This window comes from Streptomyces sp. x-80, assembly GCF_046549095.1.
Classification (GTDB): domain Bacteria; phylum Actinomycetota; class Actinomycetes; order Streptomycetales; family Streptomycetaceae; genus Streptomyces; species Streptomyces celluloflavus.
Map to the genome: position 1 here is coordinate 213017 of NZ_JAJPWM010000011.1, position 24306 is coordinate 237322.

General features: G+C 70.9%; 26 protein-coding genes. 23 read left to right on the forward strand and 3 right to left on the reverse strand.

The window, feature by feature from the left end; translation table 11 throughout:
• Nucleotides 1-64: 64 nt before the first annotated feature.
• A complete protein-coding gene (gene ffh / locus ACLJWH_RS23330; protein ID WP_411143677.1) occupies nt 65-1615 on the forward strand; it encodes a signal recognition particle protein in 1551 nt (516 codons plus the stop codon).
• On the opposite strand, the gene ACLJWH_RS23335 is transcribed toward ffh, so the two are convergent.
• Both ACLJWH_RS23335 and ACLJWH_RS23340 read right to left on the reverse strand, forming a co-directional pair.
• The gene (locus ACLJWH_RS23335) at nt 1605-1931 is read right to left on the reverse strand and encodes a hypothetical protein (RefSeq protein ID WP_411143678.1); all 327 of its coding nucleotides are present in this window, start codon (nt 1929-1931) and stop codon (nt 1605-1607) included. The genes ffh and ACLJWH_RS23335 overlap by 11 nt on opposite strands.
• 523 nt (nt 1932-2454) lie before the next feature.
• The gene (locus tag ACLJWH_RS23340; RefSeq protein WP_411143679.1) at nt 2455-3330 is read right to left on the reverse strand and encodes a methyltransferase domain-containing protein; all 876 of its coding nucleotides are present in this window, start codon (nt 3328-3330) and stop codon (nt 2455-2457) included.
• Between the two features lie 576 nt (nt 3331-3906).
• On the opposite strand from ACLJWH_RS23340, the gene ACLJWH_RS23345 reads away from it, so the two are divergent.
• From ACLJWH_RS23345 to ACLJWH_RS23425, 17 genes are all read left to right on the forward strand, one after another.
• Nucleotides 3907-4497, forward strand: a complete 591-nt coding sequence (locus ACLJWH_RS23345; RefSeq protein ID WP_052859901.1) for a hypothetical protein — start codon at nt 3907-3909, stop codon at nt 4495-4497.
• A 156-nt stretch (nt 4498-4653) separates the two neighbouring features.
• Nucleotides 4654-5097 (forward strand): 30S ribosomal protein S16, encoded by a 444-nt coding sequence (gene rpsP / locus ACLJWH_RS23350; protein ID WP_411143680.1) that lies wholly within the window; start codon nt 4654-4656, stop codon nt 5095-5097.
• 2 nt (nt 5098-5099) lie between these two features.
• On the forward strand, nt 5100-5339 hold the full coding sequence (locus ACLJWH_RS23355; RefSeq protein WP_411143681.1) for an RNA-binding protein: 240 nt from the start codon (nt 5100-5102) through the stop codon (nt 5337-5339).
• Nucleotides 5340-5539: 200 nt separating this feature from the next.
• The gene (gene rimM / locus ACLJWH_RS23360) at nt 5540-6085 is read left to right on the forward strand and encodes a ribosome maturation factor RimM (RefSeq protein WP_411143682.1); all 546 of its coding nucleotides are present in this window, start codon (nt 5540-5542) and stop codon (nt 6083-6085) included.
• A complete protein-coding gene (gene trmD / locus ACLJWH_RS23365) occupies nt 6085-6894 on the forward strand; it encodes a tRNA (guanosine(37)-N1)-methyltransferase TrmD (protein WP_411143683.1) in 810 nt (269 codons plus the stop codon). The genes rimM and trmD overlap by 1 nt, the downstream gene beginning before the upstream one ends.
• 132 nt (nt 6895-7026) lie before the next feature.
• The gene (rplS, locus tag ACLJWH_RS23370) at nt 7027-7374 is read left to right on the forward strand and encodes a 50S ribosomal protein L19 (RefSeq protein WP_411143684.1); all 348 of its coding nucleotides are present in this window, start codon (nt 7027-7029) and stop codon (nt 7372-7374) included.
• A gap of 96 nt (nt 7375-7470) precedes the next feature.
• Nucleotides 7471-8235, forward strand: a complete 765-nt coding sequence (gene lepB / locus ACLJWH_RS23375; protein ID WP_411143685.1) for a signal peptidase I — start codon at nt 7471-7473, stop codon at nt 8233-8235.
• Entirely contained in the window at nt 8228-9295 is a 1068-nt protein-coding gene (lepB, locus tag ACLJWH_RS23380) for a signal peptidase I (protein WP_411143686.1), read from the forward strand. Before lepB (ACLJWH_RS23375) ends, lepB (ACLJWH_RS23380) begins: the two co-directional genes overlap by 8 nt.
• Nucleotides 9237-10169: a signal peptidase I gene (gene lepB, locus ACLJWH_RS23385; protein WP_411143774.1), complete on the forward strand. Its 933-nt coding sequence runs from the start codon at nt 9237-9239 to the stop codon at nt 10167-10169. Before lepB (ACLJWH_RS23380) ends, lepB (ACLJWH_RS23385) begins: the two co-directional genes overlap by 59 nt.
• Before the next feature lie 54 nt (nt 10170-10223).
• A complete protein-coding gene (gene lepB, locus ACLJWH_RS23390) occupies nt 10224-10952 on the forward strand; it encodes a signal peptidase I (protein WP_411143687.1) in 729 nt (242 codons plus the stop codon).
• A complete protein-coding gene (locus ACLJWH_RS23395; protein WP_411143688.1) occupies nt 10945-11466 on the forward strand; it encodes an NUDIX hydrolase in 522 nt (173 codons plus the stop codon). The genes lepB (ACLJWH_RS23390) and ACLJWH_RS23395 overlap by 8 nt, the downstream gene beginning before the upstream one ends.
• 38 nt (nt 11467-11504) lie before the next feature.
• The gene (locus tag ACLJWH_RS23400) at nt 11505-11813 is read left to right on the forward strand and encodes a DUF2469 domain-containing protein (RefSeq protein WP_003980220.1); all 309 of its coding nucleotides are present in this window, start codon (nt 11505-11507) and stop codon (nt 11811-11813) included.
• A gap of 442 nt (nt 11814-12255) precedes the next feature.
• Complete coding sequence (locus ACLJWH_RS23405) at nt 12256-12576, forward strand: YraN family protein (protein ID WP_411143775.1); 321 nt, start codon at nt 12256-12258, stop codon at nt 12574-12576.
• Nucleotides 12576-14213, forward strand: a complete 1638-nt coding sequence (locus ACLJWH_RS23410) for a YifB family Mg chelatase-like AAA ATPase (protein WP_411143689.1) — start codon at nt 12576-12578, stop codon at nt 14211-14213. The genes ACLJWH_RS23405 and ACLJWH_RS23410 overlap by 1 nt, the downstream gene beginning before the upstream one ends.
• Before the next feature lie 455 nt (nt 14214-14668).
• Entirely contained in the window at nt 14669-15913 is a 1245-nt protein-coding gene (dprA, locus tag ACLJWH_RS23415; protein WP_411143690.1) for a DNA-processing protein DprA, read from the forward strand.
• A 365-nt stretch (nt 15914-16278) separates the two neighbouring features.
• Nucleotides 16279-17115, forward strand: a complete 837-nt coding sequence (whiG, locus tag ACLJWH_RS23420) for an RNA polymerase sigma factor WhiG (RefSeq protein WP_052861965.1) — start codon at nt 16279-16281, stop codon at nt 17113-17115.
• 106 nt (nt 17116-17221) lie between these two features.
• Nucleotides 17222-17761 (forward strand): TetR/AcrR family transcriptional regulator, encoded by a 540-nt coding sequence (locus ACLJWH_RS23425; RefSeq protein WP_411143776.1) that lies wholly within the window; start codon nt 17222-17224, stop codon nt 17759-17761.
• Nucleotides 17762-17963: 202 nt separating this feature from the next.
• Here the strand turns inward: ACLJWH_RS23425 and ACLJWH_RS23430 are convergent, their stop codons facing one another.
• A complete protein-coding gene (locus tag ACLJWH_RS23430; RefSeq protein WP_411143691.1) occupies nt 17964-19325 on the reverse strand; it encodes a peptidoglycan DD-metalloendopeptidase family protein in 1362 nt (453 codons plus the stop codon).
• A 340-nt stretch (nt 19326-19665) separates the two neighbouring features.
• On the opposite strand from ACLJWH_RS23430, the gene rpsB reads away from it, so the two are divergent.
• From rpsB to ACLJWH_RS23455, 5 genes are all read left to right on the forward strand, one after another.
• On the forward strand, nt 19666-20565 hold the full coding sequence (rpsB, locus tag ACLJWH_RS23435; protein ID WP_052860598.1) for a 30S ribosomal protein S2: 900 nt from the start codon (nt 19666-19668) through the stop codon (nt 20563-20565).
• A gap of 100 nt (nt 20566-20665) precedes the next feature.
• On the forward strand, nt 20666-21502 hold the full coding sequence (gene tsf, locus ACLJWH_RS23440; RefSeq protein WP_411143692.1) for a translation elongation factor Ts: 837 nt from the start codon (nt 20666-20668) through the stop codon (nt 21500-21502).
• A gap of 162 nt (nt 21503-21664) precedes the next feature.
• The gene (gene pyrH / locus ACLJWH_RS23445; protein ID WP_052860600.1) at nt 21665-22435 is read left to right on the forward strand and encodes a UMP kinase; all 771 of its coding nucleotides are present in this window, start codon (nt 21665-21667) and stop codon (nt 22433-22435) included.
• A 175-nt stretch (nt 22436-22610) separates the two neighbouring features.
• On the forward strand, nt 22611-23168 hold the full coding sequence (gene frr, locus ACLJWH_RS23450; protein WP_052860601.1) for a ribosome recycling factor: 558 nt from the start codon (nt 22611-22613) through the stop codon (nt 23166-23168).
• Nucleotides 23168-24298, forward strand: a complete 1131-nt coding sequence (locus ACLJWH_RS23455; RefSeq protein WP_411143693.1) for a phosphatidate cytidylyltransferase — start codon at nt 23168-23170, stop codon at nt 24296-24298. Before frr ends, ACLJWH_RS23455 begins: the two co-directional genes overlap by 1 nt.
• Nucleotides 24299-24306: the final 8 nt, after the last annotated feature.

Genomic DNA, 24306 nt, shown 5'->3' on the forward strand with positions numbered 1-24306 from the left:
CGGCGGGCCGGATACCCTAGGAGGCGATTGCCTCTGCCCCCGACCCCGAGGATCGACGACCGCCGTGTTCGATACGCTTTCCGACCGCTTGGCGAGTACTTTCAAAAACCTCCGGGGCAAGGGCCGCCTGAGCGAGGCCGATATCGATGCCACGGCACGCGAGATCCGTATCGCCCTGCTGGAGGCCGACGTCGCGCTGCCCGTCGTACGGGCCTTCATCGCGGCGGTCAAGGAGCGGGCCCGCGGGGAAGAGGTCTCCCGGGCCCTCAACCCGGCACAGCAGATCGTCAAGATCGTCAACGAGGAGCTCGTCGGCATCCTCGGCGGCGAGACCCGCCGGCTGCGCTTCGCCAAGACCGCGCCGACCGTCATCATGCTGGCCGGCCTCCAGGGTGCCGGTAAGACCACCCTCGCCGGGAAGCTCGGCCGCTGGCTCACCTCCCAGGGCCACACCCCGCTGCTCGTCGCCTGTGACCTCCAGCGCCCCAACGCCGTCAACCAGCTCTCCGTCGTCGCCGAGCGCGCCGGGGTCGCCGTCTACGCGCCCGAGCCGGGCAACGGCGTCGGCGACCCGGTCCAGGTCGCCAAGGACTCCATCGAGTACGCCCGCAGCAAGCAGTACGACGTCGTCGTCGTCGACACCGCCGGCCGGCTGGGCATCGACCAGGAACTGATGCAGCAGGCCGCGGACATCCGCGACGCGGTCAGCCCCGACGAGGTCCTCTTCGTCGTCGACGCGATGATCGGCCAGGACGCCGTCAACACCGCCGAGGCGTTCCGCGACGGCGTCGGCTTCGACGGCGTGGTGCTCTCCAAGCTCGACGGTGACGCCCGCGGCGGTGCCGCGCTGTCCATCGCGCACGTCACCGGCAAGCAGATCATTTTCGCCTCCAACGGCGAGAAGCTGGACGAGTTCGACGCGTTCCACCCGGACCGCATGGCGTCCCGCATCCTCGGCATGGGCGACATGCTCTCGCTCATCGAGAAGGCCGAGCAGACCTTCAGCCAGGCCGAGGCCGAGAAGATGGCGGCCAAGCTCCAGAAGGGCCCCAAGGAGTTCACGCTCGACGACTTCCTGGCCCAGATGGAGCAGGTCCGCAAGATGGGCTCCATCTCCAAGCTGCTCGGCATGCTGCCCGGCATGGGGCAGATGAAGGAACAGATCAACAACCTCGACGAGCGCGAGGTGGACCGCACGGCCGCCATCATCAAGTCGATGACGCCGGCCGAGCGCCAGGAGCCGACGATCATCAACGGCTCGCGCCGCGCCCGGATCGCCAAGGGCTCCGGCGTCGACGTCAGCGCGGTGAAGAACCTCGTCGAGCGGTTCTTCGACGCCCGCAAGATGATGTCGAAGATGGCCCAGGGCGGCGGGATGCCGGGCATGCCGGGGATGCCGGGCATGGGCGGTGGCCCCGGCCGCCAGAAGAAGCAGCAGAAGCAGGCCAAGGGCAAGCGCAAGAGCGGTAACCCGATGAAGCGCAAGGCCGAGGAAGAGGCCGCGGTCGCCCGCCGCGAGGCCGCCCAGGCCGGCAACCCGCTGGGCCTGCCGCAGGGCGGCGACCAGCCGCAGAACTTCGAACTCCCCGAGGAGTTCAAGAAGTTCATGGGCTGACCCCGGGGTCACCGTGCTCCGTGAGCCCCCGGCCGCCGGACGGCCGGGGGCTCACGCGCGCTCCGGTCCCGCCGGTCGCATCGGCGTCCCGCGTGCGAACGCTGCCGGATCCGGACGGGGAGGCGACGGGGGCATGTCCGTGTGCGTCCGGCAGCCGTACCGGGCCGGGCGGTCCGGGGCAGGAGCGGCCGATGACAGGGCCGTCGCCGTGGCCGCCGGTGACGATCAGCCGGCCGCTGGGCGCGCCCAGCGGCTCCGTCGGCTTCCCCGCCGCCGCACCGGCCCGCTCCCGCGCGCACACGTCCCGCAGCCGCATCGACGAGCACTCCGCCCAGGTCCCCTCCGGGGGCCCGCGAGCACCGGTCCGCTCGGTCGGCCCGGCCCGGAAAGGTGCCCGGACAGCCACGGTCCACGGTCCCGCTCGCGCCGGGCTCCGCCGGCAGCGACAGCGCCGCCCGCACGGTCCCGCCGCCGGCCCTGAGCCGCTCGGCGACGTCACACGCCCGCGGCCGCCGGATGACTCCGCCCGCCGCGCCCCGCCCCCGGACCGGCAGCACCGCCAACTGCCGAGCGGCGTCTCCGCCACGGGTCAGGAACCGCTCGTCCACGGCGGTCACGGAGGGCGTTCACGGAGGGCGTTCACACAGACAACGGCCCGCAGGATCCCGGATGCTGACGAGATGTCAGGCGACCCGCCCCACCCGGCCCGCGGGGACACCTGCGCACCGCCCCACCCGGGCTCCGGTCCGCCGCCGAACCCGTCCCGCGTACGGTTCCCCGTCCCGCGTACGGTCCCGCCGGGTACGTCCCCACCGCGTCCGCCGTTCCGCCGCGTCCCCCTACCGCGTCCGCGCGATCAGATACCGGAACACATTCGGCATCCAGACCGTCCCGTCCGCCCGCAGATACGGATGCAGCGCCTCGCGGAGCTCCTTTTCCACCTGCGCCTGCCCGGCCGCCTCCAGCGCCGCGTCGAACGCACCCGTCGACAGCAGCCCGCGCACCGCGCTCGCCGCGTCCGCGTACCCGAACGGGCAGGCCACCCGGCCCGATCCGTCCGGCCGCAGCCCGGCCGTCTCCGCCAGTTCCTCCAGATCGTCCCGGCCGCCGGGCCGCCAGCCGCCCGCCGTCCGCAGCGGATCGGCCAGCCGCTGCGCCACCCGCAGCACCCCGGCCGTCGCACACCGCTCCACCGGGCCCCAGCCGCCCAGCACCACCGCGCTGCCGCGCTCCGCCAGGCCCGCCGCCGCCGTCAGGGCGGCCACCGGCCCCTCGGCGAAACCCGCGCCACCCACCGGAGGGAACGCGGTCACCACGGTGAACGGGCCGCCGCCGGCCACCTCGTCGAGCCGGCCGCCGACCGGCCGGGCGGCCCCGGTCCGGCCGTCCGGCGTGAGCCGCTCCCGCGCCAGCTCCAGCCGGTACTCGTCCGTGTCCACGCCGCCGACCCGCGCCCCGCGCCCCGCCGCGAGCAGCAGCGCCAGCCCGGAACCGCAGCCCAGCCCCAGCAGCCGGGTGCCGGGCCCGACGCCCAGCCGGGTGTACGCGGCTTCGTACAGCGGGACCAGCATCCGCTCCTGTATCTCGGCCCAGTCACGGGCGCGCGCCCGCGGGCCGGCGGGCGCGCACAGGCCGTCCGAAGCCGCCGCCGCGGGATCCGGACGATCCGTGGACCCGGAGTCCGGAAGCTGGTGCCGTACGAGCGTGGGTGACATCGCAAGCGCCCCTATTCGCCGAGAACCCGAAGCTGTTCAGTGCCGATCCGCCCCCGTGTCCGCGCGTTGTGCGCCCCCGCGAACCAGACAACTGCGCATCCGTCCAGGCGTCCAGAGGATGCGCCGGGGTTGTCTCCCGCGCGCCCCCGGATGCGCCGGGCACGCGCCGTGACGTGCCGTTCCAGAGTGCCCCGCCCCGCGCCGTTCCGCCACGGCAGCGCCCGCCGTCCGGCCCGCACGACGCTGCCCGCCGAGGCCGGTCGCCGGTGCTGGCCGATGCCGGACGGTCCGGCCGCGGGGCCGGTGTCGGGGACCTGCGATACCCGCAGTAACATCGCCGCGTCGGCGATCGTCGCCCCGGCGCCCGGCCCCGTCCGGCCGGTGTGCGTCCGGCCGGCTGCGCCATGCGGCGTACGCGTGGGTACGCGCCAACTTGATGGCTGATGGGCGCCTTCTTCGCAGATCAGCGCACCCGGCCCGCGGCATGACCCATGACCGGAAACTGACTGGTACGTGCAAATTATTTGGGATGCCCCGGAATCGGAACACTGGGCGACCCCGGCTCGTTGTCACGACGTGAGCACGACACCGCCTGTTCTCGCCGCCGAGCTGGCGCTCGCCTGGGCCGATATTCAACGGCACCACTCCGAGCTGCCGGACCTGGCCGCCCCCGAGTCCCTGATCGGAGAATCCTCGTCCGCCTGTGGCGCCGAGCTCTCCTTCGAACGGCTGCTCCACGAGGCCGTCCACGGCATCGCCGCCGCCCGCGGCATCCGCGACACCTCCCGCGCAGGCCGCTACCACAACCGACGTTTCCTGGCGATCGCCGAGGAGCTGGGCCTGGACCACGCCGACGAGCCGCATCCCAGCAGCGGCTTCTCCCTGGTCACACTCAACCCCGAGGCCAGGAGGCGCTACCGCCCCACCATCGAGCGACTGGCCAGAGCGCTCAAGGCGCACACCGCCGCGACGGCCACCGACACCACGCGCAGCTTCCGCGGCCCGGCCGCCCGGCACGGCTCCTCCGGGGGCGGTGTCCGCGTCAAGGCCGTCTGCGACTGCGGGCGCAACGTCCGGGTCGTCCCGTCGGTGCTGGCCCAGGCCCCGATCGTCTGCGGCGGCTGCGGTAAGCCGTTCCGGATCCCTGAGGTGGCCGCGGTCGGGTGATCCCGGGGCGTGTGGCACAATGGCTAGCTGTACTCGACAGTCGCATAGGACCCCTCTCTCCTCCGGCTGACGCGTCCATCGGGCACCCCGAGTACCGCAACCCCACGTGGCATCCCGTTGTGCCCCACCACGTCAAGACCAGGAGACACCACTTCCGTGGCAGTCAAGATCAAGCTGAAGCGTCTGGGCAAGATCCGCGCGCCTCACTACCGCATCGTCATCGCCGACTCCCGTACCCGCCGTGACGGCCGGGCCATCGAGGAGATCGGCCTGTACCACCCGGTGCAGAACCCGTCGCGCATCGAGGTCAACTCCGAGCGTGTCCAGTACTGGCTGGGTGTCGGCGCGCAGCCGACCGAGCCCGTCATGGCCATCCTCAAGGTGACCGGCGACTGGCAGAAGTTCAAGGGCCTGCCGGCCCCGGCGCCGATGAAGGTCGCCGAGCCGAAGGCCGACAAGCGCGATCTCTTCGAGGCCGCCGCCAAGGCGTCCGGCAACGAGCCCAAGGGTGAGGCCATCACCCCGAAGGCGAAGAAGGCTGACAAGAAGGCGGACGAGGCTGCTGAGGCCGAGTCCACCTCCGAGTCGACCGAGGCCTGAGCATGCTCGAGGAAGTCCTTGAGCACCTCGTCAAGGGCATCGTCGACAACCCCGACGACGTGCAGGTAGCCTCGCGCACCCTGCGCCGCGGGCGCGTGCTTGAGGTACGGGTGCACCCCGACGACCTCGGCAAGGTGATCGGCCGTAACGGCCGTACCGCCCGCGCGCTGCGGACCGTCGTGGGCGCTCTCGGCGGGCGGGGCATCCGCGTCGACCTCGTCGACGTGGACCAGGTCCGCTGAACAAAGAGAACACCGGCTCGGGCCGGGGAGGGCTTTCGAGCCGTCCCCGGCCTTTGTCGTCCGCGGCCACGGCGTCCGCCACCGGCGGCGTTTAGCCGCCCCTCCGCACCACCCATTCCGCACCATCGTTTGAGGAACCACGACGGTCCTCGGCCACCCGGCGAGAGCGGTGGCAGTTCAGTCGCAAAGAGGAGCACAGCGTGCAGCTGGTAGTCGCACGGATCGGCCGGGCCCACGGCATCAAGGGCGAGGTCACGGTAGAGGTGCGGACCGACGAGCCCGAGCTGCGGCTCGCGCCCGGCGCCGTGCTGGCCACGGAGCCGTCCGCCACCGGACCGCTGACCATCGCGACCGGCCGGGTACACAGCGGCCGGCTGCTGCTGCGCTTCGAAGGCGTCCAGGACCGTACGGGCGCCGAGGCGCTGCGCAACACCCTGCTGATCGCGGAGGTGGACCCCGAGGAGGTCCCCGAGGACCCCGAGGAGTTCTACGACCACCAGCTGATCGACCTCGACGTCGTCACCCGCGACGGCACCACCGTCGGCCGGATCGCCGAGATCTCCCACCTGCCCTACCAGGACCTGCTGGTCGTCAAGCGGCCCGACGGCAGCGAAGTCATGATCCCGTTCGTCGGCGAGATCGTCCCGGAGATCGACCTCCAGGAGCAGCGCGCGGTCATCGACCCGCCCCCCGGCCTCCTCGACGAGAGCCAGGCCGAGATCGCCGCCGAACGGGAGGACAGCTGATGCGCCTCGACGTCGTCACGATCTTCCCCGAATACCTCGAACCGCTGAATGTCTCCCTCGTCGGCAAGGCACGCGCCCGCGGACAGCTCGATGTGCGCATCCACGACCTGCGGGAATGGACCCACGACAAGCACCACACTGTCGACGACACCCCCTACGGCGGCGGCCCCGGCATGGTCATGAAGCCCGAGCCGTGGGGCGCGGCACTGGACGAGATCCTGGCCTCCGGCGACGGCGCCCCGGTCGTCGTCGTCCCCACCCCCAGTGGCGAACCCTTCACCCAGCAGCTCGCCGTCGAACTCTCCGCCAAGCCCTGGCTGGTGTTCACCCCCGCCCGCTACGAAGGCATCGACCGCCGTGTCATCGAGGAGTACGGCGACCGCCTGGACGTGCGCGAGGTCTCCATCGGGGATTACGTCCTGGCCGGCGGCGAGGCCCCCGTCCTGGTCATGGTCGAGGCCGTCGCCCGCCTGCTGCCCGGCGTCCTCGGCAACGCCGCCTCCCACCAGGACGACTCCTTCGCCCCCGGAGCGATGGCCGACCTCCTGGAGGGCCCCGTCTACACCAAGCCCCCCGAGTGGCGCGGCCGCGGCATCCCCGAGGTTCTGCTCAGCGGCCACCACGGCAAGATCGCCCGCTGGCGCCGCGACGAAGCCTTCCGCCGCACCGACCGCAACCGCCCCGATCTGATCGAGCGCGCCGACCCCGCCGCCTTCGACAAACACGACCGCGCGATCCTCGCCGCGCTGGGCTGGTCCCTGGGCGAGGACGGCCGATTTGGGCGTACGTGCGAGGCCGTGGAAGAATAGGCCGCTGCTGTGTGCGTCCGGCGCGCGCCCCTGCCACAGGGGGAACGACGCCCGTCCGACGGAACGGCTTCCGGAACATCATCCCGATATCCCGTTGATGACCTGTGGCATCAACGAAGAAAGCAGTAGGTCATGCACCTTCTCGACAACGTCGACGCCGCGTCGCTGCGCAGCGACATCCCGGCCTTCCGCCCGGGTGACACCGTCAACGTCCACGTCCGCGTCATCGAGGGCAGCCGCTCCCGTGTGCAGCAGTTCAAGGGCGTCGTCATCCGCCGTCAGGGCGCCGGCGTGCGCGAGACCTTCACGGTCCGCAAGGTCAGCTTCTCCGTCGGCGTCGAGCGCACCTTCCCGGTGCACACCCCGATCGTCGAGAAGATCGAGGTCGTGACCCGCGGTGACGTCCGTCGCGCCAAGCTGTACTTCCTCCGTGAGCTCCGCGGCAAGGCCGCGAAGATCAAGGAGAAGCGCGACAGGTGAGCCACGCCGCCCCGGACCGCGGATTCCCGCACCGAGGCACCGCGTAGCGACGCTCGCGTCAGGTGTCCGGACCCGGCCGGATAGGCTCAGGGCCCGATGGACACCGATGCACAGCTCTCGGAGCGCGACCGCTCTCCGGACCCCGACCAGGGGCCGGAGCAGCGGTCGCGCTCCGCGCGTTTTCTCACCCGGTTGGCCGGCCTGCGGTACCGGCCGGCCACCCTCCTCGCCCTCTGCCTGGCCTTCCTCCTGCTGCTCAGCACCTTCGTCGCGCAGCCCTTTCTGATCCCCAGCTCCTCCATGGAGAACACCCTGCGGATCGGGGACCGGGTGCTGGTCAACAAGCTGGCGTACCGGTTCGGCGGCGAACCGCGGCGGGGCGATGTCGTGGTGTTCGACGGGAGAGGGTCTTTCGTCCAGAGCGAACCGGAGGAGAATCCCGTCACGGGACTGCTGCGCGGAGCCGGCGCGGCGCTGGGCCTGGCCCGGCCCGCCGAGACCGACTACGTCAAACGCGTGATCGGGATCGGCGGTGACCGTGTGACCTGCTGCGACAAACGGGGGCGGATCGAAGTGAACGGCGAGCCCGTGACCGAGGACTATCTCTATCCGGGGGACGCGCCGTCCTCGGTGGAGTTCGACATCGTGGTGCCGGAGGGAAAGCTGTGGGTCATGGGGGACCACCGGTCGAAATCCCGGGATTCCCGTGACCACCTCGGGGAACCGGGCGGCGGGGTGGTCCCGGTCGGCAAGGTGATCGGCCGGGCGGACTGGATCAGCTGGCCGGTGAGCCGCTGGACCACCATCGACCGGCCGCCGTCCTTCGACGCCGTACCCGCCCCGGCGCGCCACCATGGGTAGTCGCGGGCGCGCCTCCCGCGGCCATCAGGACACCGCGGAGCCCGGCGGGCCCGGCCCGGAGGCGGGCAGTCACCAGGGGAGCGGCGAGGGAGCCGCCCCGGACTCCAGCCCGCCGGCCGCCGGCGGGCGGGCCGAGCGACGGCGTCAGGAGCGGCGCGTCACCCGCCGCAGACGCCGCTCCTACCTCAAGGAAATACCCCTCCTCATCGGCGTGGCGCTCGTCATCGCCCTCGTCCTGAAGACCTTCCTGGTGCAGGCGTTCGTGATTCCGTCCGGCTCCATGGAGCAGACGATCCGGATCGGCGACCGGGTGCTGGTGGACAAGCTCACCCCCTGGTTCGGCGCGAAGCCGGCGCGCGGTGACGTCGTCGTCTTCAAGGACCCCGGTGGCTGGCTCAAGGGCGAGCAGACCGCACCCGCCGACGACCCGGCGGGCGTCAGACAGGTCAAGCAGTTCCTGACCTTCATCGGGCTGCTCCCGTCGGCCGATGAACAAGACCTGATCAAGCGGGTCGTGGCGGTCGGCGGCGACACCGTCCGCTGCTGCGACACCCAGAACCGGATCACCGTCAACGGCACCCCGCTGACCGAGCCGTACGTCCACCCCGGAAACCCGCCCTCGCGGATCAGGTTCACGGTCAACGTCCCCACCGGACGGATCTTCGTCCTTGGCGACCACCGCTCGAACTCCGCGGATTCGAGGTTCCACTTGAACGAGCCGTACCGTGGCACGGTCTCGGAGGAGAACGTCGTGGGCCGGGCCGTGGTGATCGCCTGGCCGATCGGCCACTGGCGGCGTCTCGAAGAGCCCGGCACCTATGCGACCGTGCGCGACGCGCCGGGCGCGAAGGCCGCGGCCGCACGAACGCCGCATAGGGTGTCCTCCGAGACATTGGACGACCTCCCGACCCCTGCGGAACTCCCGCTCGTTATGGGAGTGGTGGGCCTGCACCGGTTGACGGGCGGGCGTGAGCGCGGAATAAGGAGCAGATGTGGGGGACTTGGCGGTCGGTGCGCGGTCCGGAACCGAAGAGCCCGAAGAGCCGGCGGGGCACGGTGAGTCCCCGCAGGCGGCGACGCGTTCCGTGCATCCGTCACAGCCGCGGTCACAGCGGTCAGCACAGTCAGAACAGCCGGCGGCCGAGGAGGAGAGCGGCAGAGTGACGAAGGGCAAGAAGCCGCGCGCCTTCTGGAAAGAGCTGCCGATCCTCATCGGCATCGCCCTGCTCCTCGCGCTGTTGATCAAGACCTTCCTGGTGCAGGCGTTCTCCATCCCGTCCGACTCCATGCAGAACACCTTGCAGCGTGGAGACCGGGTGCTGGTGGACAAGCTGACGCCGTGGTTCGGCTCGAAGCCCGAGCGCGGCGAGGTCGTCGTCTTCCACGACCCGGGCGGCTGGCTCAACGAAGCCCCGACACCCGAGCCCAACCCCGTCCAGAAGGTCCTCAGCTTCATCGGCCTGATGCCCTCGGCCGAGGAGAAGGACCTGATCAAGCGGGTCATCGCGGTCGGCGGCGACACCGTGGAGTGCCAGGGCACCGGACCGGTGAAGGTCAACGGCAAGGCCCTCAAGGAGGACTCGTACGTCTTCCCCAGCGCCACCCCGTGCGGCGACCGGCCGTTCGGCCCGATCCACGTCCCGAAGGACCGGATCTGGGTGATGGGCGACCACCGCGACGACTCGCTGGACTCCCGCTACCACCAGAACCTCAAGGGCAACGGCACGGTCTCGGTCAACGAGGTCGTCGGCCGCGCCTTCACCATCGCCTGGCCGATCAACCGCTGGTCCACGCTGCCGGTGCCCGACACCTTCGACCAGCCCGGCATCAACAAGGCGATGGCCGCGGCGCCGGCCGCGCTGGGCCTCGCGGGTGCGGTGCCGGTCGTGCTGTGGCGCCGCAGGAGGCTGACCAAGGAACGTACCCCCAGGTAGGGTGCCGTCCCAGATCTTCGACGCGGGCCGTGCCCGCGGGGTGGGAGCGCTGGGATGAGCGGCAGTACCGGACGCAGTACCGACGGCCGCGGCCGGACCAAGGGCAGTGTGCTGTCCGGTCTGGCCGTGGCCGTCGGCTGTGTGCTGTTCCTGGGCGGCTTCGTATGGGCGGCACTGCTCTACCGCCCGTACACGGTGCCGACCGATTCGATGTCACCGACGATCGCGGCCGGCGGCCGGGTGCTGGCCGAGCGGGTGCCGGACTCCGAGATACGCCGCGGCGACGTCGTCGTCTTCAAGGACTCGGTCTGGGGTGACCAGCCCATGCTCAAGCGCGTCGTCGGCATCGGCGGGGACAAGGTCTCCTGCTGCACCAAGGCCGGCCTGCTGACGGTCAACGGAACCCCCGTCGAGGAACCGTATCTGCACGGCAGCGGACCCGCCTCACCGGCCGTCTTCCAGGCCACCGTCCCCGCCGGCCACTTCTTCCTCCTCGGCGACCATCGCAGCGGCTCCCTCGACTCCCGCGTCCACCTCACCGACGGCGCCCAGGGCTCCGTTCCGCGCAGCGCGGTCCACGCCCGGGTGGACGCCCGCGCCTGGCCGCTGGACAGTATCGGCATGATGCAGCGTCCCACCGGCTTCGCGGGGCTCCCCGGCGGTATCTCGCAGCCCGGACCGATCCGGCCCCTCACCTTCGCCGTCGCCGTCGGCGCGGTCCTCATCCTCGGCGGCGCGGCCCACGGCCCGATCGCCCGGCGCCTGGCGCGCAGGCATGGCTGAGGACCGGGCGGTGACGGCCGCCGACCGGCCCGCCGAGGTGCGCCCGGTCTCCCGCGTCGTGCTGCTCGACCCCGACGACCGGATCCTGCTGCTGCACGGCTTCGAACCAGGCCGTCCCTCCGATACCTGGTGGTTCACGCCGGGCGGCGGCCTGGAGGGCACCGAGACCCGCGAGGCGGCGGCCCGCCGCGAACTGGCCGAGGAGACCGGGATCACGGACGTGGTCCTCGGCCCCCTCCTGTGGCGGCGCCGCTGCTCCTTCCCGTTCGACGGGCGACGCTGGGAGCAGGACGAGTGGTATTACCTGGGACGAACCGACCGGACCGCGACCGACACCGGCGGCCATACGGACCTGGAACGACGCAGCGTCTCGGGTCTGAGGTGGTGGACCGCGGAGGAACTGTCGGCGTCGCATGAGACGGTGTACCCGACCAGACTCGCCGGGCTGCTGCGCACGCTGCTCGACGAAGGCCCCCCGCGTGCGCCGGTGCTCCTGGAGACCGAAAGGGTCTGACGCACAATAGGGGAACGCACGGCTGAAGGGGATCTGCCATGAGCGCCGAGGACCTCGAGAAGTACGAGACCGAGATGGAGCTGAAGCTCTACCGGGAGTACCGCGACGTCGTCGGGCTGTTCAAGTACGTGATCGAGACCGAACGACGGTTCTACCTCACCAACGACTACGAAATGCAGGTGCACTCGGTTCAGGGAGAGGTTTTCTTCGAGGTCTCGATGGCCGACGCATGGGTGTGGGACATGTACCGCCCGGCCCGCTTCGTCAAGCAGGTGAGAGTGCTGACGTTCAAGGACGTGAACATCGAAGAGCTCAACAAGAGCGATCTCGACCTGCCGGGGAGCTGACGAGCGGGCGCGGCGGGGGAGGGGCGCCGGGGCGGGGCTTCGCCGTTCGGACGAGGGAGTGAGACCGGCCGATCGGCTCGGGCTCCGGGCGCCATGCGCGGACGGTGACGAGCGCGGCCGACCGGTTCTCCCCCAACGAGGGTGACCGGGTTGTCCCCAACCGGTCCGTTGTCCACCAAGATCCAACAGGTCTGGACGAGGGCGTCACAGTCGGTGCCGGAGGTGGTGCCGCATGAACGCCATGCAGACCGGCCGACAGGCCACGGACGACGTACGGAGCGAGGACCGCAAGAAGCGCCCCGGGGGCACAGCACCGGGGAACGGACTGCGGCGCGGCGAGCGCACCGGCCGCCGCCGGCAGCCGGACAGGACCACGGAGCGCCGTCCCGCCGATACGCCGGCGACCGACGCCCGGCGCGCGCTCGGACGCTACGGGGAGGACCTGGCGGCCCGGCGGCTCACCGAGGCCGGGATGCGGATCCTGGACCGTAACTGGCGCTGCCGCGACGGAGAGATCGACATCGTGGCTGCCGATGGCGACGCCCTGGTCATCTGCGAGGTCAAAACCCGCCGCGCGGGATGGTACGAACACCCCATGGCGGCGGTGCGGGCCGAGAAGACCGCACGGCTGCGCCTCCTGGCGGAACGCTGGCTGGAGCGACACGGCGGCCCGCCACCCGGCGGCGTACGGATCGACGTGATCGGCGTACTCCTGCCGGCCCGCGGCGCCCCGGTCGTCGAACACGCGCGGGGGGTGGCGTGATGGCCTTCGCCCGCACCTGCTCCGTCGCCCTGGTCGGCGTCGAAGGCGTGGTCGTCGAGGTCCAGGCCGACCTGGAACCCGGCGTCGCGGCCTTCACCCTGGTCGGACTGCCCGACAAGAGCCTGGTCGAATCGAAGGACCGGGTGCGCGCGGCGGTGGCGAACTCCGGCGCCGAATGGCCGCAGAAAAAGCTCACCGTCGGGCTCAGCCCCGCATCCGTCCCCAAAGGCGGCAGCGGCTTCGATCTCGCCGTGGCCTGCGCCGTCCTCGGCGCCGCCGAACGCCTCGACCCCCGCGAACTCACCGACCTCGTGATGATCGGCGAACTGGGCCTGGACGGCCGGGTACGGCCCGTACGCGGAGTGCTGCCCGCCGTCCTGGCCGCGGCCGAGGCCGGATACCGCCAGGTCGTCGTGCCGGAACGCACCGCCGCCGAGGCATCACTCGTACCCGGTGTCTCCGTCCTCGGCGTCCGCAGCCTGCGCCAGCTGATCGCCGTGCTCACGGATGAACCGGTGCCCGACGAGGACGACACCCTGGAAGAGGGCCGCCCCGACCCGCTGCTCGCCGGGCTGGTCGTGCCCGGCACCGGCATCGGCATCGGCGCGGGCCTGCCGCCCGGGGACCGCTCACCCGACCTGTCCGATGTCGCAGGCCAGCACGGTGCTCGCCGCGCCCTGGAGGTGGCCGCCGCAGGACGCCACCACATCTTCTTCAAAGGCCCGCCCGGAGCCGGCAAGACGATGCTCGCCGAACGCCTCCCCGGGCTGCTGCCGCCTCTGTCACCCAAGGAATCGCTGGAGGTCACCGCCGTCCACTCGGTGGCCGGCACCCTCCCGCCGGGACAGCCACTCGTCGACCGCCCGCCCTACTGCGCACCGCACCACTCCGCGACCATGGCGTCCCTCGTCGGCGGCGGCAGCGGACTGCCTCGCCCCGGAGCCGTATCGCTGGCTCACCACGGCGTACTTTTTCTGGACGAGGCGGCAGAGTGCAGCGCACGCGTCCTGGACGCACTGCGCCAGCCGCTCGAATCCGGACACGTGGTCGTCGCGCGGGCCGCCGGCATGATGCGGCTGCCCGCCCGCTTCCTCCTGGCCCTGGCCGCCAACCCCTGCCCATGTGGCAGGCACGGCACGACCGGCGGAGGCTGCGAATGCCGGCCCTCCTCCATCCGCCGCTACCGGGCCCGGCTCTCCGGCCCCCTGATGGACCGCGTCGACCTGCGGATCACTGTGGAACCCGTCGCCCGCTCCGAACTGGTCGCATTCGGCCGAGGCGCCGAGTCCACCGCGCAGGTCGCCGAACGCGTACGGGCCGCCCGCGAACGCGCCGCGGCACGCTTCGCCGGCACACCGTGGAGCACCAACAGCGAGGTGCCCGGCCACGAACTCAGGACCCGTTGGCAGGTCGGCCCTGGCGCCCTGGCCCTTGCTGAACGCGACTTGGAGTGTGGCCTGCTGACGGCTCGTGGACTGGACCGCGTACTGCGCGTCGCCTGGACCGCCGCCGACCTCGCGGGCCATGACCGTCCTACAAAGGAAGACGTCAACTGGGCTCTGGAGCTACGGACCGGGGTGCGACGGGGAGCGGTGGCGGTGACAGAGGGGAGTGCGGGGAATTCTGGGATTTCGTGACTTTAGTGGCTTCTGTAGCTTCAGTCGCTTGTGTGGCTTCTGTGGATTGAGTGGCTCTGGTGAGAATGAGCTGAGCTGAGCCGGGGTGGGGTGGGGTGGGTGGGGGAGCGTGAGGGGGAGGGAAAGAGCGGCGTCCGGGGGTGAGCGGGCATCTCTGAGCGGCTTGGGGTGCCGGGTGGCCCAGGCCCGGTGTTCGAGCCGGGTCCCCGCTGCTCGGTACCGGCCCGGGGCTGTGGCCAGGCGTAGGCCGCGGGCTCGATATCCGGCTCGCCCTGGTGGGGACTCGGTACGACCCCGCGCTCGGCTCACCCGGGTGCCGGGACGACCTGGAACGTACAGCGCGGCCGGGTGGAGTGGAGCGGGGTCGCCGGGCCCTGCAGTGGCCGCATCGATCAGGAGGCAGACCGCCATCGGGCGGTCGCCAGGCGAGCAACCACGAGCAAGGGGGAAGCGCAATGAACGGGACGGACGGATGGGAGCGGACGGCCGGAGCCGTGGGCCGGCCGGTCCGTACGCCGCAGCCGGCAATCGCGCCGGAGTCCGCGCCGCGCGACCCGGACGACCCGAGGCGCACGGCCTGCGCCGCGCTCACCCGCGTCATCGAACCGGGTGACGAAACCGCCGGCCGCTGGCTGCGTGAGATGGGCCCGGTGGCGCTGTGGCGCGCACTGTCGGGCGACGCGGACCCGCCCGAAGGCGCGGGCCGGGACAAGATCGCCGGCCTGCGGCAGCGCGCGGCGCGGGCGGACCCCGCAGCGGACCTCGCGGCCGTCGCCGCACTCGGCGGCCGGTTCATCTGTCCGGGGGAAGAAGAATGGCCCGGCCAACTCGACGACCTCGGCGACGGCCGTCCCATCGGCCTGTGGGTGCGCGGGACGGCGAACCTCCGGCTGTGGGCACTGCGCTCGGTCGCCATTGTCGGTGCACGAGCCTGCACCGAGTACGGCGCCCACCTCGCCGCCACCCTCGGCGCCGGCCTCGCCGACCGCGGCTGGACGGTCGTATCCGGGGCCGCCTACGGCGTGGACGGCGCGGCCCATCGTGGCGCGCTGGCCGCGGACGGCGCGACCGTCGCCGTACTCGCCTCCGGCGTCGATCACGCCTACCCGCGCGGACACACCGAGTTGATCGGAAGGATGGCGCAACAGGGCCTGGTGGTAGCCGAGTTACCGCCCGGCGACCACCCCACCCGCAGCCGGTTCATCCAGCGGAACCGCGTCATCGCGGCGCTCACCAGAGGCACCGTCGTCGTGGAGGCCGAACTCCGCAGCGGTTCGCTGGTCACGGCCCGGCGCGCACTGGACCTGGGGCGGTTCACGATGGGCGTGCCGGGACCTGTCACCAGCGGGCTTTCCGCGGGCGTGCACCAACTGCTGCGGGGCGAGGCCGCGGTGGTCACCGACGCCGACGAAGTCATCGAACTCGTCGGCAGCATCGGCGACCTCGCCCCCGAGCGCCGTGGACCGATACTCGCCCGCGATCTCCTGGACCCCGTCGCAGCCCGGGTGCTGGAAGCGCTGCCCGCGCGCGGCGGCACGGATACAGCCCACCTGGCGCGCGAATCGGGCACGTCCCGCGACGTCACGCAGGGCAAGCTCTTCGAGCTCCAGACCCTCGGATTCGCTCAAAGGTGCGGCGATCGCTGGGAGTTGGTGCGACGTGCCGAACCGACCCGCGGTTCCCGGCGAGGCGGTGCTTGACCTGGAGCGAACGGGTGAAAGGGTGAGGGGAATGACCGCAGAATCCAGGTTTGCCTTGCTTCGGCACGCAAAGCCGACCCGTTGGGAGACGGTGATGTGGCGCCATGGACGCACGGGATCCCGCCCGTCACGTCGCCACGTCCGGCCGCACGACCCTCCGGAGCCTCGCGTCCGGCACGGCGGTCACCTGCCGCCACGCCGTACGAGGTAACCCTGAGGTGCGGGCAGCGGAACGTATCTGCGCACACCCGGACCCCCCTTCCTCGCACAACGCGACGCTTTGATCACGCTACGCTCACAGGCAATTCAACCCTCACCCACCCATCCCCCCACCAGTGTCTCGGCAGAACGGCTCAAGGCGACGAATGCCCCAGCACACCTCCGGGTCTGACCGTGCGGCAGTACCACCCGCCGCGCGCGGCAGCGGGCATCCCGCCGCGCCCGCCTCACTCGACGAGCTGTGGCGCACCTACAAGGCGTCGGGCGACAGTCGACTGCGGGAGCAGCTGATCCTGCACTACTCGCCGCTGGTCAAGTACGTCGCCGGCCGGGTCAGCGTTGGCCTGCCGCCCAATGTCGAGCAGGCCGACTTCGTCTCCTCGGGGGTCTTCGGACTGATCGACGCCATCGAGAAGTTCGAGCCGGAACGCTCCATCAAATTCGAGACCTACGCGATCACCCGGATCCGCGGCGCGATGATCGACGAACTGCGTGCTCTGGACTGGATTCCCCGCTCAGTACGCCAGAAGGCCCGAGCCGTCGAGCGCGCCTACGCCACCCTTGAAGCGCAGCTGCGCCGCACCCCGTCCGAGGCGGAGGTCGCCGACGAGATGGGTATCGCGCTGGAGGAACTCCACGGCGTGTTCAGCCAGCTGTCCCTGGCGAACGTGGTGGCGCTCGAAGAACTCCTGCACGTCGGTGGCGAGGGCGGCGAGCGGCTCAGCCTGATGGACACCCTGGAGGACACGGCGGCCGACAACCCCGTCGAGATCGCCGAGGGCCGGGAAGTGCGCCGACTGCTCGCGCGCGCCATCAACACCCTCCCCGAGCGCGAGAAGACCGTGGTCACGCTCTACTACTACGAGGGCCTCACGCTCGCCGAGATCGGCAATGTCCTGGGTGTCACGGAGAGCCGGGTGAGCCAGATCCACACCAAGTCCGTACTCCAGCTCAGAGCGAAGCTCGCCGACGTCGGACGCTGACCCTCGTACCGACCGGTCGCCATGCGGAGTGCCGCAACGGGCACGGCATCCGTACAGTGGTGGTGTGCCCAGGATTCGAGCGGCCTCCGTGGCCGAGCACCGGACGATGCAGCGTGGCGCCCTCTTGGACGCCGCCCGCACCCTGCTGTCCGAAGGCGGAACGGAAGCGCTGACCTTCCCCGCCCTCGCCGAGCGCACGGGACTCGCGCGCTCCTCCGTATACGAGTACTTCCGCTCCCGCGCGGCCGTCGTCGAAGAGCTGTGCGTCGTCGACTTCCCGGTCTGGGCCGCGGAGGTCGAGGCGGCGATGGAGCGCGTCGATACGGCCGAGCAGAAGATCGAGGCGTATGTGCGCAGGCAACTGGCACTGGTCGGCGACCGGCGGCACCGCGCCGTCGTCGCCATCTCGGCCGGTGAACTGGATGCCGGAGCACGCGAGAAGATCCGGGCGGCGCACGGCGGACTCATCGCCATGATCGTGGAAGCACTCGCGGACCTCGGCCACGAACAGCCCCGGCTCGCGGCCATGCTCCTGCAAGGCGTCGTCGACGCCGCGGTCCGCCGCATCGAACTCGGGGCGGCCGAGAACCCCGACCAGATCACCGAGGCGGCGGTCGCGATGGTCCTCCGAGGCGTTCGCGGCTGACTCTGGGGGCTTCCCCCCCGCCCCACCCTCCCCCTCCGACGCTCGTTGGCTACGCAGCCCGCAGCCCGCAGCCCGCAGCCCGCAGCCCGCAGCCCGCAGCCCGCAGCCCGCAGCCCGCAGCCCGCAGCCCGCAGCCCGCAGCCCGCAGCCCGCAGCCCGCAGCCCGCAGCCCGCAGCCCGCAGCCTGCTAGTGCCCCGAGGCTCAGCCACCTCGTTGTGAGGGCACGTGCCACCTCCCACCCAGGGGACGGAATCGATGTGCGCGGAAGCCGTACGAGCGACAGCCGCGGCGAAGAGAGCGGACTTCTCGGAATCGGCCTGACCCACAGCGCCGTGCCGGCCGCACCGGAGAGAGACGGCCGAGAGCCCAGAGCGCAGCGGCGGCCAGAGCGGCCGCGCCCACGAGCGCTGTCGGCGTCGGGACCGTCGGGGACTGGCGGGCTGCGAGAGCCGGCCTGGCTGGACTCGTGGCTCCTGGGGGTTCCGGGATGTCGATGACCGGGAGGAGGCGGGACGGACCGCCTCGGAGCAGGGATGGGGGCAGCAGCGAGAGCGGGTCGAGGTAGGTCTCGCCCCGGAGCAGGCCCCAGTGGAGGCACGGCGCCCGGCAGTGGAACGGACCGCGTTGGAGGACGGCGACCTGCTGCCCCGCCAAGACGCGGTCCCCCTTCCGGGCAGAGGGACTCACCGGTTCGTACGTGGTGCGTAACGGAGGACGGCCCGAGCGGGACAACTCGATGGTGAGGACTCCCTGCCCGGCGACGGTCCCGGCGAAGGTCACCGTGCCGGGCGCGGCTGCGCGCACCGGGGCCCCGACGGAGGCTGCCACGTCTACGCCGCGGTGGCCCGCTGCGTAGGGGGAAGGAGGCGGTTCCCAGCCGCGCAGCACCGTGGGCGGCAGACCCGCCGGCCCGTCCACCGGCCAGGAACGGTCTGCTGCCGGTGTCTCGGTGCCTTCGGCGACGTGTCCCCGTACGTCTCCCGTGATGCGTTCTGTATCCCGTTCCGACGCGTGGCCCGGAAGGTGTGCCGAGGCGGCGGCGGGAGGTGCGGTGAGGGCGAGCGCTGTCGCGGCGCCCAGCATCGGTACCGGTCCCGTGAGGAAGGCCGCGGCGGCCATCGCGACCGTTGCCGGGGCGCGCACCGTGCGTGCCGGGAAGAAGCAGCTCGGGCTATACCAGGACGGTGTCCCGTCGGATGACGGGAGTGACGGTGGGGGCGGCCAGGCGGGAAAGGACGGGCGTGGCTTCGGCCGCCGTCGCCACCAGCCGCGCAGTCGTCCGCCGGCCGGGGACGGCGAACGGGACGAGGCGGCTGTCGCAGACGTGGCGGATGCGGCAGCCGCGGTCGACACGGCTCGTGAGGCAGATGAGGCTCGTGAGGTGGTCTCGCCGGGCGAGGCGCGCAGTGCCCGCGCCGCGCCCATGGCACGCACCAGGGCCGTCATGCCGTGTCGATCACGGATGGCACGCAGGGCACGGGGGTGAAGAGCCGGATCCATACCGGAGACTCGTCGCAGGTGCCGCAGGTGTCGTTGCAGATTTCGTCGCAGGTCTCGTCGCATGTCTCGACGGTGGCGCAGCCGGCCAGGGCGTGGGGATCTTGGTCTGAATCTGTGGGTGACCGGCCATTTGTGGATAACGGTGTCACCTGTCCCGGGCGCAAAAAGGCGCGTGTCGCCCACGGCATCGGCCGTCCCGTACACTTCTTTGTGGCGATCCGGGTCACCGGGTCGACTTCGCACGCCCCGCCATCAGTGCACCAGTCCCCTTCGGGCAGCACGATGGCCGCGCCCCTCGGTCCTCGGACGGTTCCGCAAGGTTCCTTCCCCGGCAGGCGCGTCGGGGCGTCAGGCACCGCGGCCGACCGGTCGCAGTGGAACCGAGAACACAAGGAGTACGGCCATGGCCGTCGTCACGATGCGGGAGCTGCTGGAGAGCGGCGTCCACTTCGGGCACCAGACCCGTCGCTGGAACCCGAAGATGAAGCGCTTCATCTTCACCGAGCGCAACGGCATCTACATCATCGACCTGCTCCAGTCGCTGTCGTACATCGACCGCGCCTACGAGTTCGTCAAGGAGACCGTTGCCCACGGCGGCTCCGTCATGTTCGTCGGTACGAAGAAGCAGGCCCAGGAGGCCATTGCCGAGCAGGCGACTCGCGTGGGCATGCCCTACGTGAACCAGCGCTGGCTCGGCGGCATGCTGACCAACTTCTCGACCGTCTACAAGCGCCTCCAGCGCCTGAAGGAGCTTGAGCAGATCGACTTCGAGGATGTGGCCGCCTCCGGCCTCACCAAGAAGGAGCTGCTCGTCCTCTCCCGCGAGAAGGCCAAGCTGGAGAAGACCCTCGGCGGTATCCGCGAGATGCAGAAGGTGCCCAGCGCCGTCTGGATCGTGGACACCAAGAAGGAGCACATCGCCGTCGGCGAGGCGCGCAAGCTCAACATCCCGGTCGTCGCGATCCTCGACACCAACTGCGACCCGGACGAGGTCGACTACAAGATCCCGGGCAACGACGACGCGATCCGCTCCGTCACCCTGCTCACCCGCGTGATCGCCGACGCCGTCGCCGAGGGCCTCATCGCCCGCTCCGGTGCCGCCACCGGCGACCAGAAGCCCGGCGACAAGGCTGCCGCCGAGCCGCTGGCCGAGTGGGAGCGCGACCTGCTCGAGGGCGAGAAGAAGGCCGACTCCGAGGACGCGGCCGAGAAGCCCGCCGAGGAGGCTGCTGCCCCCGAGGCTGCTGCCGCTGAGGCTGCTGCCCCCGAGGCCGAGAAGCCGGCCACGGACGAGCAGGCCTGACCCTCAGAACCGGTTGACGACGGCGGGGGCGGGCGCCACAAGCGCCGCCCCCGCCGTCCACCCGTAGATCTTTCGACTTTCGAGAAGAGATTCACAGACCATGGCGAACTACACCGCCGCTGACGTCAAGAAGCTCCGCGAGCTCACCGGCGCCGGCATGATGGACTGCAAGAAGGCGATCGACGAGGCCGAGGGCAACGTCGACAAGGCCGTCGAGATCCTCCGCGTCAAGGGCCAGAAGGGCGTCGCCAAGCGCGAGAGCCGTTCGGCCGAGAACGGCGCCGTCGTCTCGCTCATCGCCGACGACAAGTCCTCCGGCGTCCTCCTTGAGCTCAAGTGCGAGACCGACTTCGTAGCCAAGGGTGACAAGTTCCTGGCCGTCGCCGACGCGCTCGCCGCGCACGTCGCCAAGACCTCCCCGGCCGACCTCGAAGCGCTGCTCGCCTCCGAGATCGAGGCCGGCAAGACCGTCCAGGCGTACGTCGACGAGGCCAACGCCACCCTGGGCGAGAAGATCGTCCTGGACCGCTTCGCGCAGTTCTCCGGCGGCTACGTCGCCGCTTACATGCACCGCACCATGCCCGACCTCCCGCCGCAGGTCGGCGTCCTGGTCGAGCTGGACAAGGAGAACGCCCAGGTCGCGAAGGACGTCGCGCAGCACATCGCCGCCTTCTCGCCGAAGTACGTCTCCCGCGAGGACGTCCCGGCCGACGTCGTCGAGAACGAGCGCCGCGTCGCCGAGGCCACCGCGAAGGAGGAGGGCAAGCCCGAGGCCGCCCTTCCGAAGATCGTCGAGGGTCGCGTCAACGGCTTCTTCAAGGAGCACGCGCTGCTGGACCAGGCGTTCGCCAAGGACAACAAGAAGACCGTCCAGAAGATCCTGGACGAGGCGGGTGTCTCGCTGAAGCGCTTCGCGCGCATCCGCGTCGGCGCCTGAGCCTGCCGCGAAGGCAGCGAATGACCTGCGACCCCGCTAGGGTCGTACGCAGTCGGCCGCTCACCGGCCGGCCGCAGATGTGACGAGGAGGCCATTGCCGCACAGGGATCTGACCCAGACCCACGGCAATGGCCTTCTTCGTATGTGCACGAGGAGAGCTCAATGAATCACGGTGCCGACGGCGCGGACACAGACAATGCCGGCCACGGCGGGAGGCGGCGCTTCCTGCTGAAGCTGTCGGGCGAGGCGTTCGCCGGCGGCGGTGGACTCGGCGTGGACCCCGATGTCGTGCACGCCATGGCCCGCGAGATCGCCGCCGTGGTACGCGACGGCTACGAGATCGCCATCGTGATCGGCGGCGGCAACTTCTTCCGCGGTGCCGAACTCCAGCAACGCGGTATGGACCGGGCCCGCTCCGACTACATGGGCATGCTCGGCACGGTCATGAACTGCCTCGCCCTCCAGGACTTCCTGGAGAAGGAAGGCATCGACTCCCGCGTCCAGACCGCCATCACCATGGGCCAGGTCGCGGAGCCGTACATTCCACTGCGCGCGGTGCGCCACCTGGAGAAGGGCCGGGTCGTCATCTTCGGCGCCGGCATGGGCATGCCGTACTTCTCCACCGACACCACCGCCGCCCAGCGCGCCCTGGAGATCGATGCCGAGGCGATGCTGATGGGCAAGAACGGCGTGGACGGGGTCTACGACTCCGACCCCAAGAAGAACCCCGACGCGGTCAAGTTCGACGCCCTCGAATACGGTGAGGTCATCACCCGCGACCTGAAGATCGCCGACGCCACGGCCATCACACTGTGCCGCGACAACAAGCTTCCGATCCTCGTCTTCGAACTGCTCGCCGAGGGCAACATCGCGCGCGCGGTGAAGGGTGAGAAGATCGGCACGCTCGTCAGCGATCAGGGCACCCGGGCCTGACGGCCCCAACTGCCGCGATGGCGTACGGGCATCGGCCTGTACGGGCGGCAGCTCCCGGCCGGGGGTGGACCTCGGCACGGGGATGGACAACCGCCTGCCGGTCGGACACCGTGCAGGAGTAGACGCGCGGCAGGGGCGAGGCTCTGCTTCTTACCGAAAAGACCAGGAGCAAGTGGTGATCGAAGAGATCCTCCTCGAAGCCGAGGAGAAGATGGAGAAGGCCGTCGTCGTCGCCAAGGAGGACTTCGCCGCGATCCGCACCGGGCGTGCGCACCCGGCGATGTTCAACAAGATCGTGGCGGACTACTACGGCGCATTGACGCCGATCAACCAGCTGGCGTCGTTCTCGGTGCCGGAACCGCGGATGGCCGTGGTGACCCCGTTCGACAAGAGCGCGCTGCGCAACATCGAGCAGGCGATCCGCGACTCCGACCTCGGCGTCAACCCGAGCAACGACGGCAACATCATCCGCGTGCACTTCCCGGAGCTCACCGAGGAGCGCCGCCGGGAATACATCAAGGTCGCCAAGACCAAGGCCGAGGACTCGAAGATCTCGATCCGGAGCATCCGCCGCAAGGCCAAGGAAACCCTCGACAAGCTCGTCAAGGACAAGGAGTCCGGCGAGGACGAGGTGCGCCGCGCGGAGAAGGAGCTCGACGACACCACCGCGAAGTACGTCGCGCAGGTGGACGAGCTCCTCAAGCACAAGGAATCCGAGCTCCTAGAGGTCTGATGAACCAGTCATCCTGGGGAGCCCCGCCCGGCGCCGGTCAATGGGGACCACCCGACCAGGGACCGGCCTCCGCGCTCCGCGGGGCGGCGCCCCCCGCCTCGGCAGGCCCCGTGCCCCACGAGGGCGACATGGCGCAGACCCGGCCCATGCCCATCGTGCCCGGCCCAGGCGGACACCAGGACGACCACCGGGACCACCGGGGGGCTGCTCGCCGGAGCGGCCCCCTGTTCCGCGACGAAAAGCCGCAGGAGCCCATGTCCACCTCTTTCCCCGGGCCCGACAGCTCGCAGGACTCAGAGAAGCCGAAGAAGAAGAGCGCGGGACGCAATCTGCGCGCCGCCATAGGGGTCGGCGTCGGCCTCGGCGTGATCATCATCGCCTCGCTCTTCGTCTACAAGCCCGTCTTCATCGGCGTGATAACGATCGCCGTCGTCGTGGGCCTGTGGGAGCTGACCTCGCGGCTGGCGGAGCGCAAGGACATCCAGGTACCCCTGGTGCCGCTCGCCGTCGGCGGCACCGCCATGGTGGTCGCCGGATATGTGCGCGGCACCGAAGGCGCATGGGTGGCGATGGCGCTCACGGCGCTCGCCGTCCTCGTCTGGCGGATGACCGAAGCGCCCGAGAACTATCTGCGGGACGTCACGGCTGGCGTCTTCGCCGCGTTCTACGTGCCGTTCCTCGCGACGTTCGTGGCGCTGATGCTCGCGGCCGAGGCCGACGGACCGCAGCGGGTACTGACATTCCTGCTGCTGACCGTCGTCAGCGACACCGGGGCGTACGCGGTCGGCTGGCGGTTCGGCAAGCACAAGCTCGCGCCACGGATCAGCCCCGGCAAGACCCGTGAGGGCCTGGTCGGCGCGGTGCTGTTCGCGATGGTCGCCGGAGCGCTGTGCATGGAGTTCCTGATCAAGAACGGCGCCTGGTGGCAGGGGCTGCTGCTCGGCCTTGCGGTCGCGGCCAGCGCCACCCTCGGCGACCTGGGCGAATCCATGATCAAGCGTGACCTCGGCATCAAGGACATGGGCACCCTGCTCCCCGGCCACGGCGGCATCATGGACCGGCTCGACTCGCTGCTGCCGACCGCTCCCGTGGTCTGGCTGCTGTTCGTGATCTTCGTGGGCTCGGGCTGAGCCACTGG

What these genes read in the sequence shown, in the direction of transcription:
- ACLJWH_RS23335 (WP_411143678.1), bottom strand. Translation starts at nt 1,931, where the DNA reads ATGCGGCTGCGGGACGTGTGCGCGCGGGAGCGGGCCGGTGCGGCGGCG.
- ACLJWH_RS23340 (WP_411143679.1), bottom strand. Translation starts at nt 3,330, where the DNA reads ATGTCACCCACGCTCGTACGGCACCAGCTTCCGGACTCCGGGTCCACG.
- ACLJWH_RS23355 (WP_411143681.1), top strand. Translation starts at nt 5,100, where the DNA reads ATGCTCGAGGAAGTCCTTGAGCACCTCGTCAAGGGCATCGTCGACAAC.
- trmD (WP_411143683.1), top strand. Translation starts at nt 6,085, where the DNA reads ATGCGCCTCGACGTCGTCACGATCTTCCCCGAATACCTCGAACCGCTG.
- rplS (WP_411143684.1), top strand. Translation starts at nt 7,027, where the DNA reads ATGCACCTTCTCGACAACGTCGACGCCGCGTCGCTGCGCAGCGACATC.
- lepB (WP_411143685.1), top strand. Translation starts at nt 7,471, where the DNA reads ATGGACACCGATGCACAGCTCTCGGAGCGCGACCGCTCTCCGGACCCC.
- lepB (WP_411143686.1), top strand. Translation starts at nt 8,228, where the DNA reads ATGGGTAGTCGCGGGCGCGCCTCCCGCGGCCATCAGGACACCGCGGAG.
- lepB (WP_411143687.1), top strand. Translation starts at nt 10,224, where the DNA reads ATGAGCGGCAGTACCGGACGCAGTACCGACGGCCGCGGCCGGACCAAG.
- ACLJWH_RS23395 (WP_411143688.1), top strand. Translation starts at nt 10,945, where the DNA reads ATGGCTGAGGACCGGGCGGTGACGGCCGCCGACCGGCCCGCCGAGGTG.
- ACLJWH_RS23400 (WP_003980220.1), top strand. Translation starts at nt 11,505, where the DNA reads ATGAGCGCCGAGGACCTCGAGAAGTACGAGACCGAGATGGAGCTGAAG.
- ACLJWH_RS23410 (WP_411143689.1), top strand. Translation starts at nt 12,576, where the DNA reads ATGGCCTTCGCCCGCACCTGCTCCGTCGCCCTGGTCGGCGTCGAAGGC.
- dprA (WP_411143690.1), top strand. Translation starts at nt 14,669, where the DNA reads ATGAACGGGACGGACGGATGGGAGCGGACGGCCGGAGCCGTGGGCCGG.
- whiG (WP_052861965.1), top strand. Translation starts at nt 16,279, where the DNA reads ATGCCCCAGCACACCTCCGGGTCTGACCGTGCGGCAGTACCACCCGCC.
- ACLJWH_RS23425 (WP_411143776.1), top strand. Translation starts at nt 17,222, where the DNA reads ATGCAGCGTGGCGCCCTCTTGGACGCCGCCCGCACCCTGCTGTCCGAA.
- ACLJWH_RS23430 (WP_411143691.1), bottom strand. Translation starts at nt 19,325, where the DNA reads ATGCGACGAGACCTGCGACGAAATCTGCAACGACACCTGCGGCACCTG.
- rpsB (WP_052860598.1), top strand. Translation starts at nt 19,666, where the DNA reads ATGGCCGTCGTCACGATGCGGGAGCTGCTGGAGAGCGGCGTCCACTTC.
- tsf (WP_411143692.1), top strand. Translation starts at nt 20,666, where the DNA reads ATGGCGAACTACACCGCCGCTGACGTCAAGAAGCTCCGCGAGCTCACC.
- pyrH (WP_052860600.1), top strand. Translation starts at nt 21,665, where the DNA reads ATGAATCACGGTGCCGACGGCGCGGACACAGACAATGCCGGCCACGGC.
- ACLJWH_RS23455 (WP_411143693.1), top strand. Translation starts at nt 23,168, where the DNA reads ATGAACCAGTCATCCTGGGGAGCCCCGCCCGGCGCCGGTCAATGGGGA.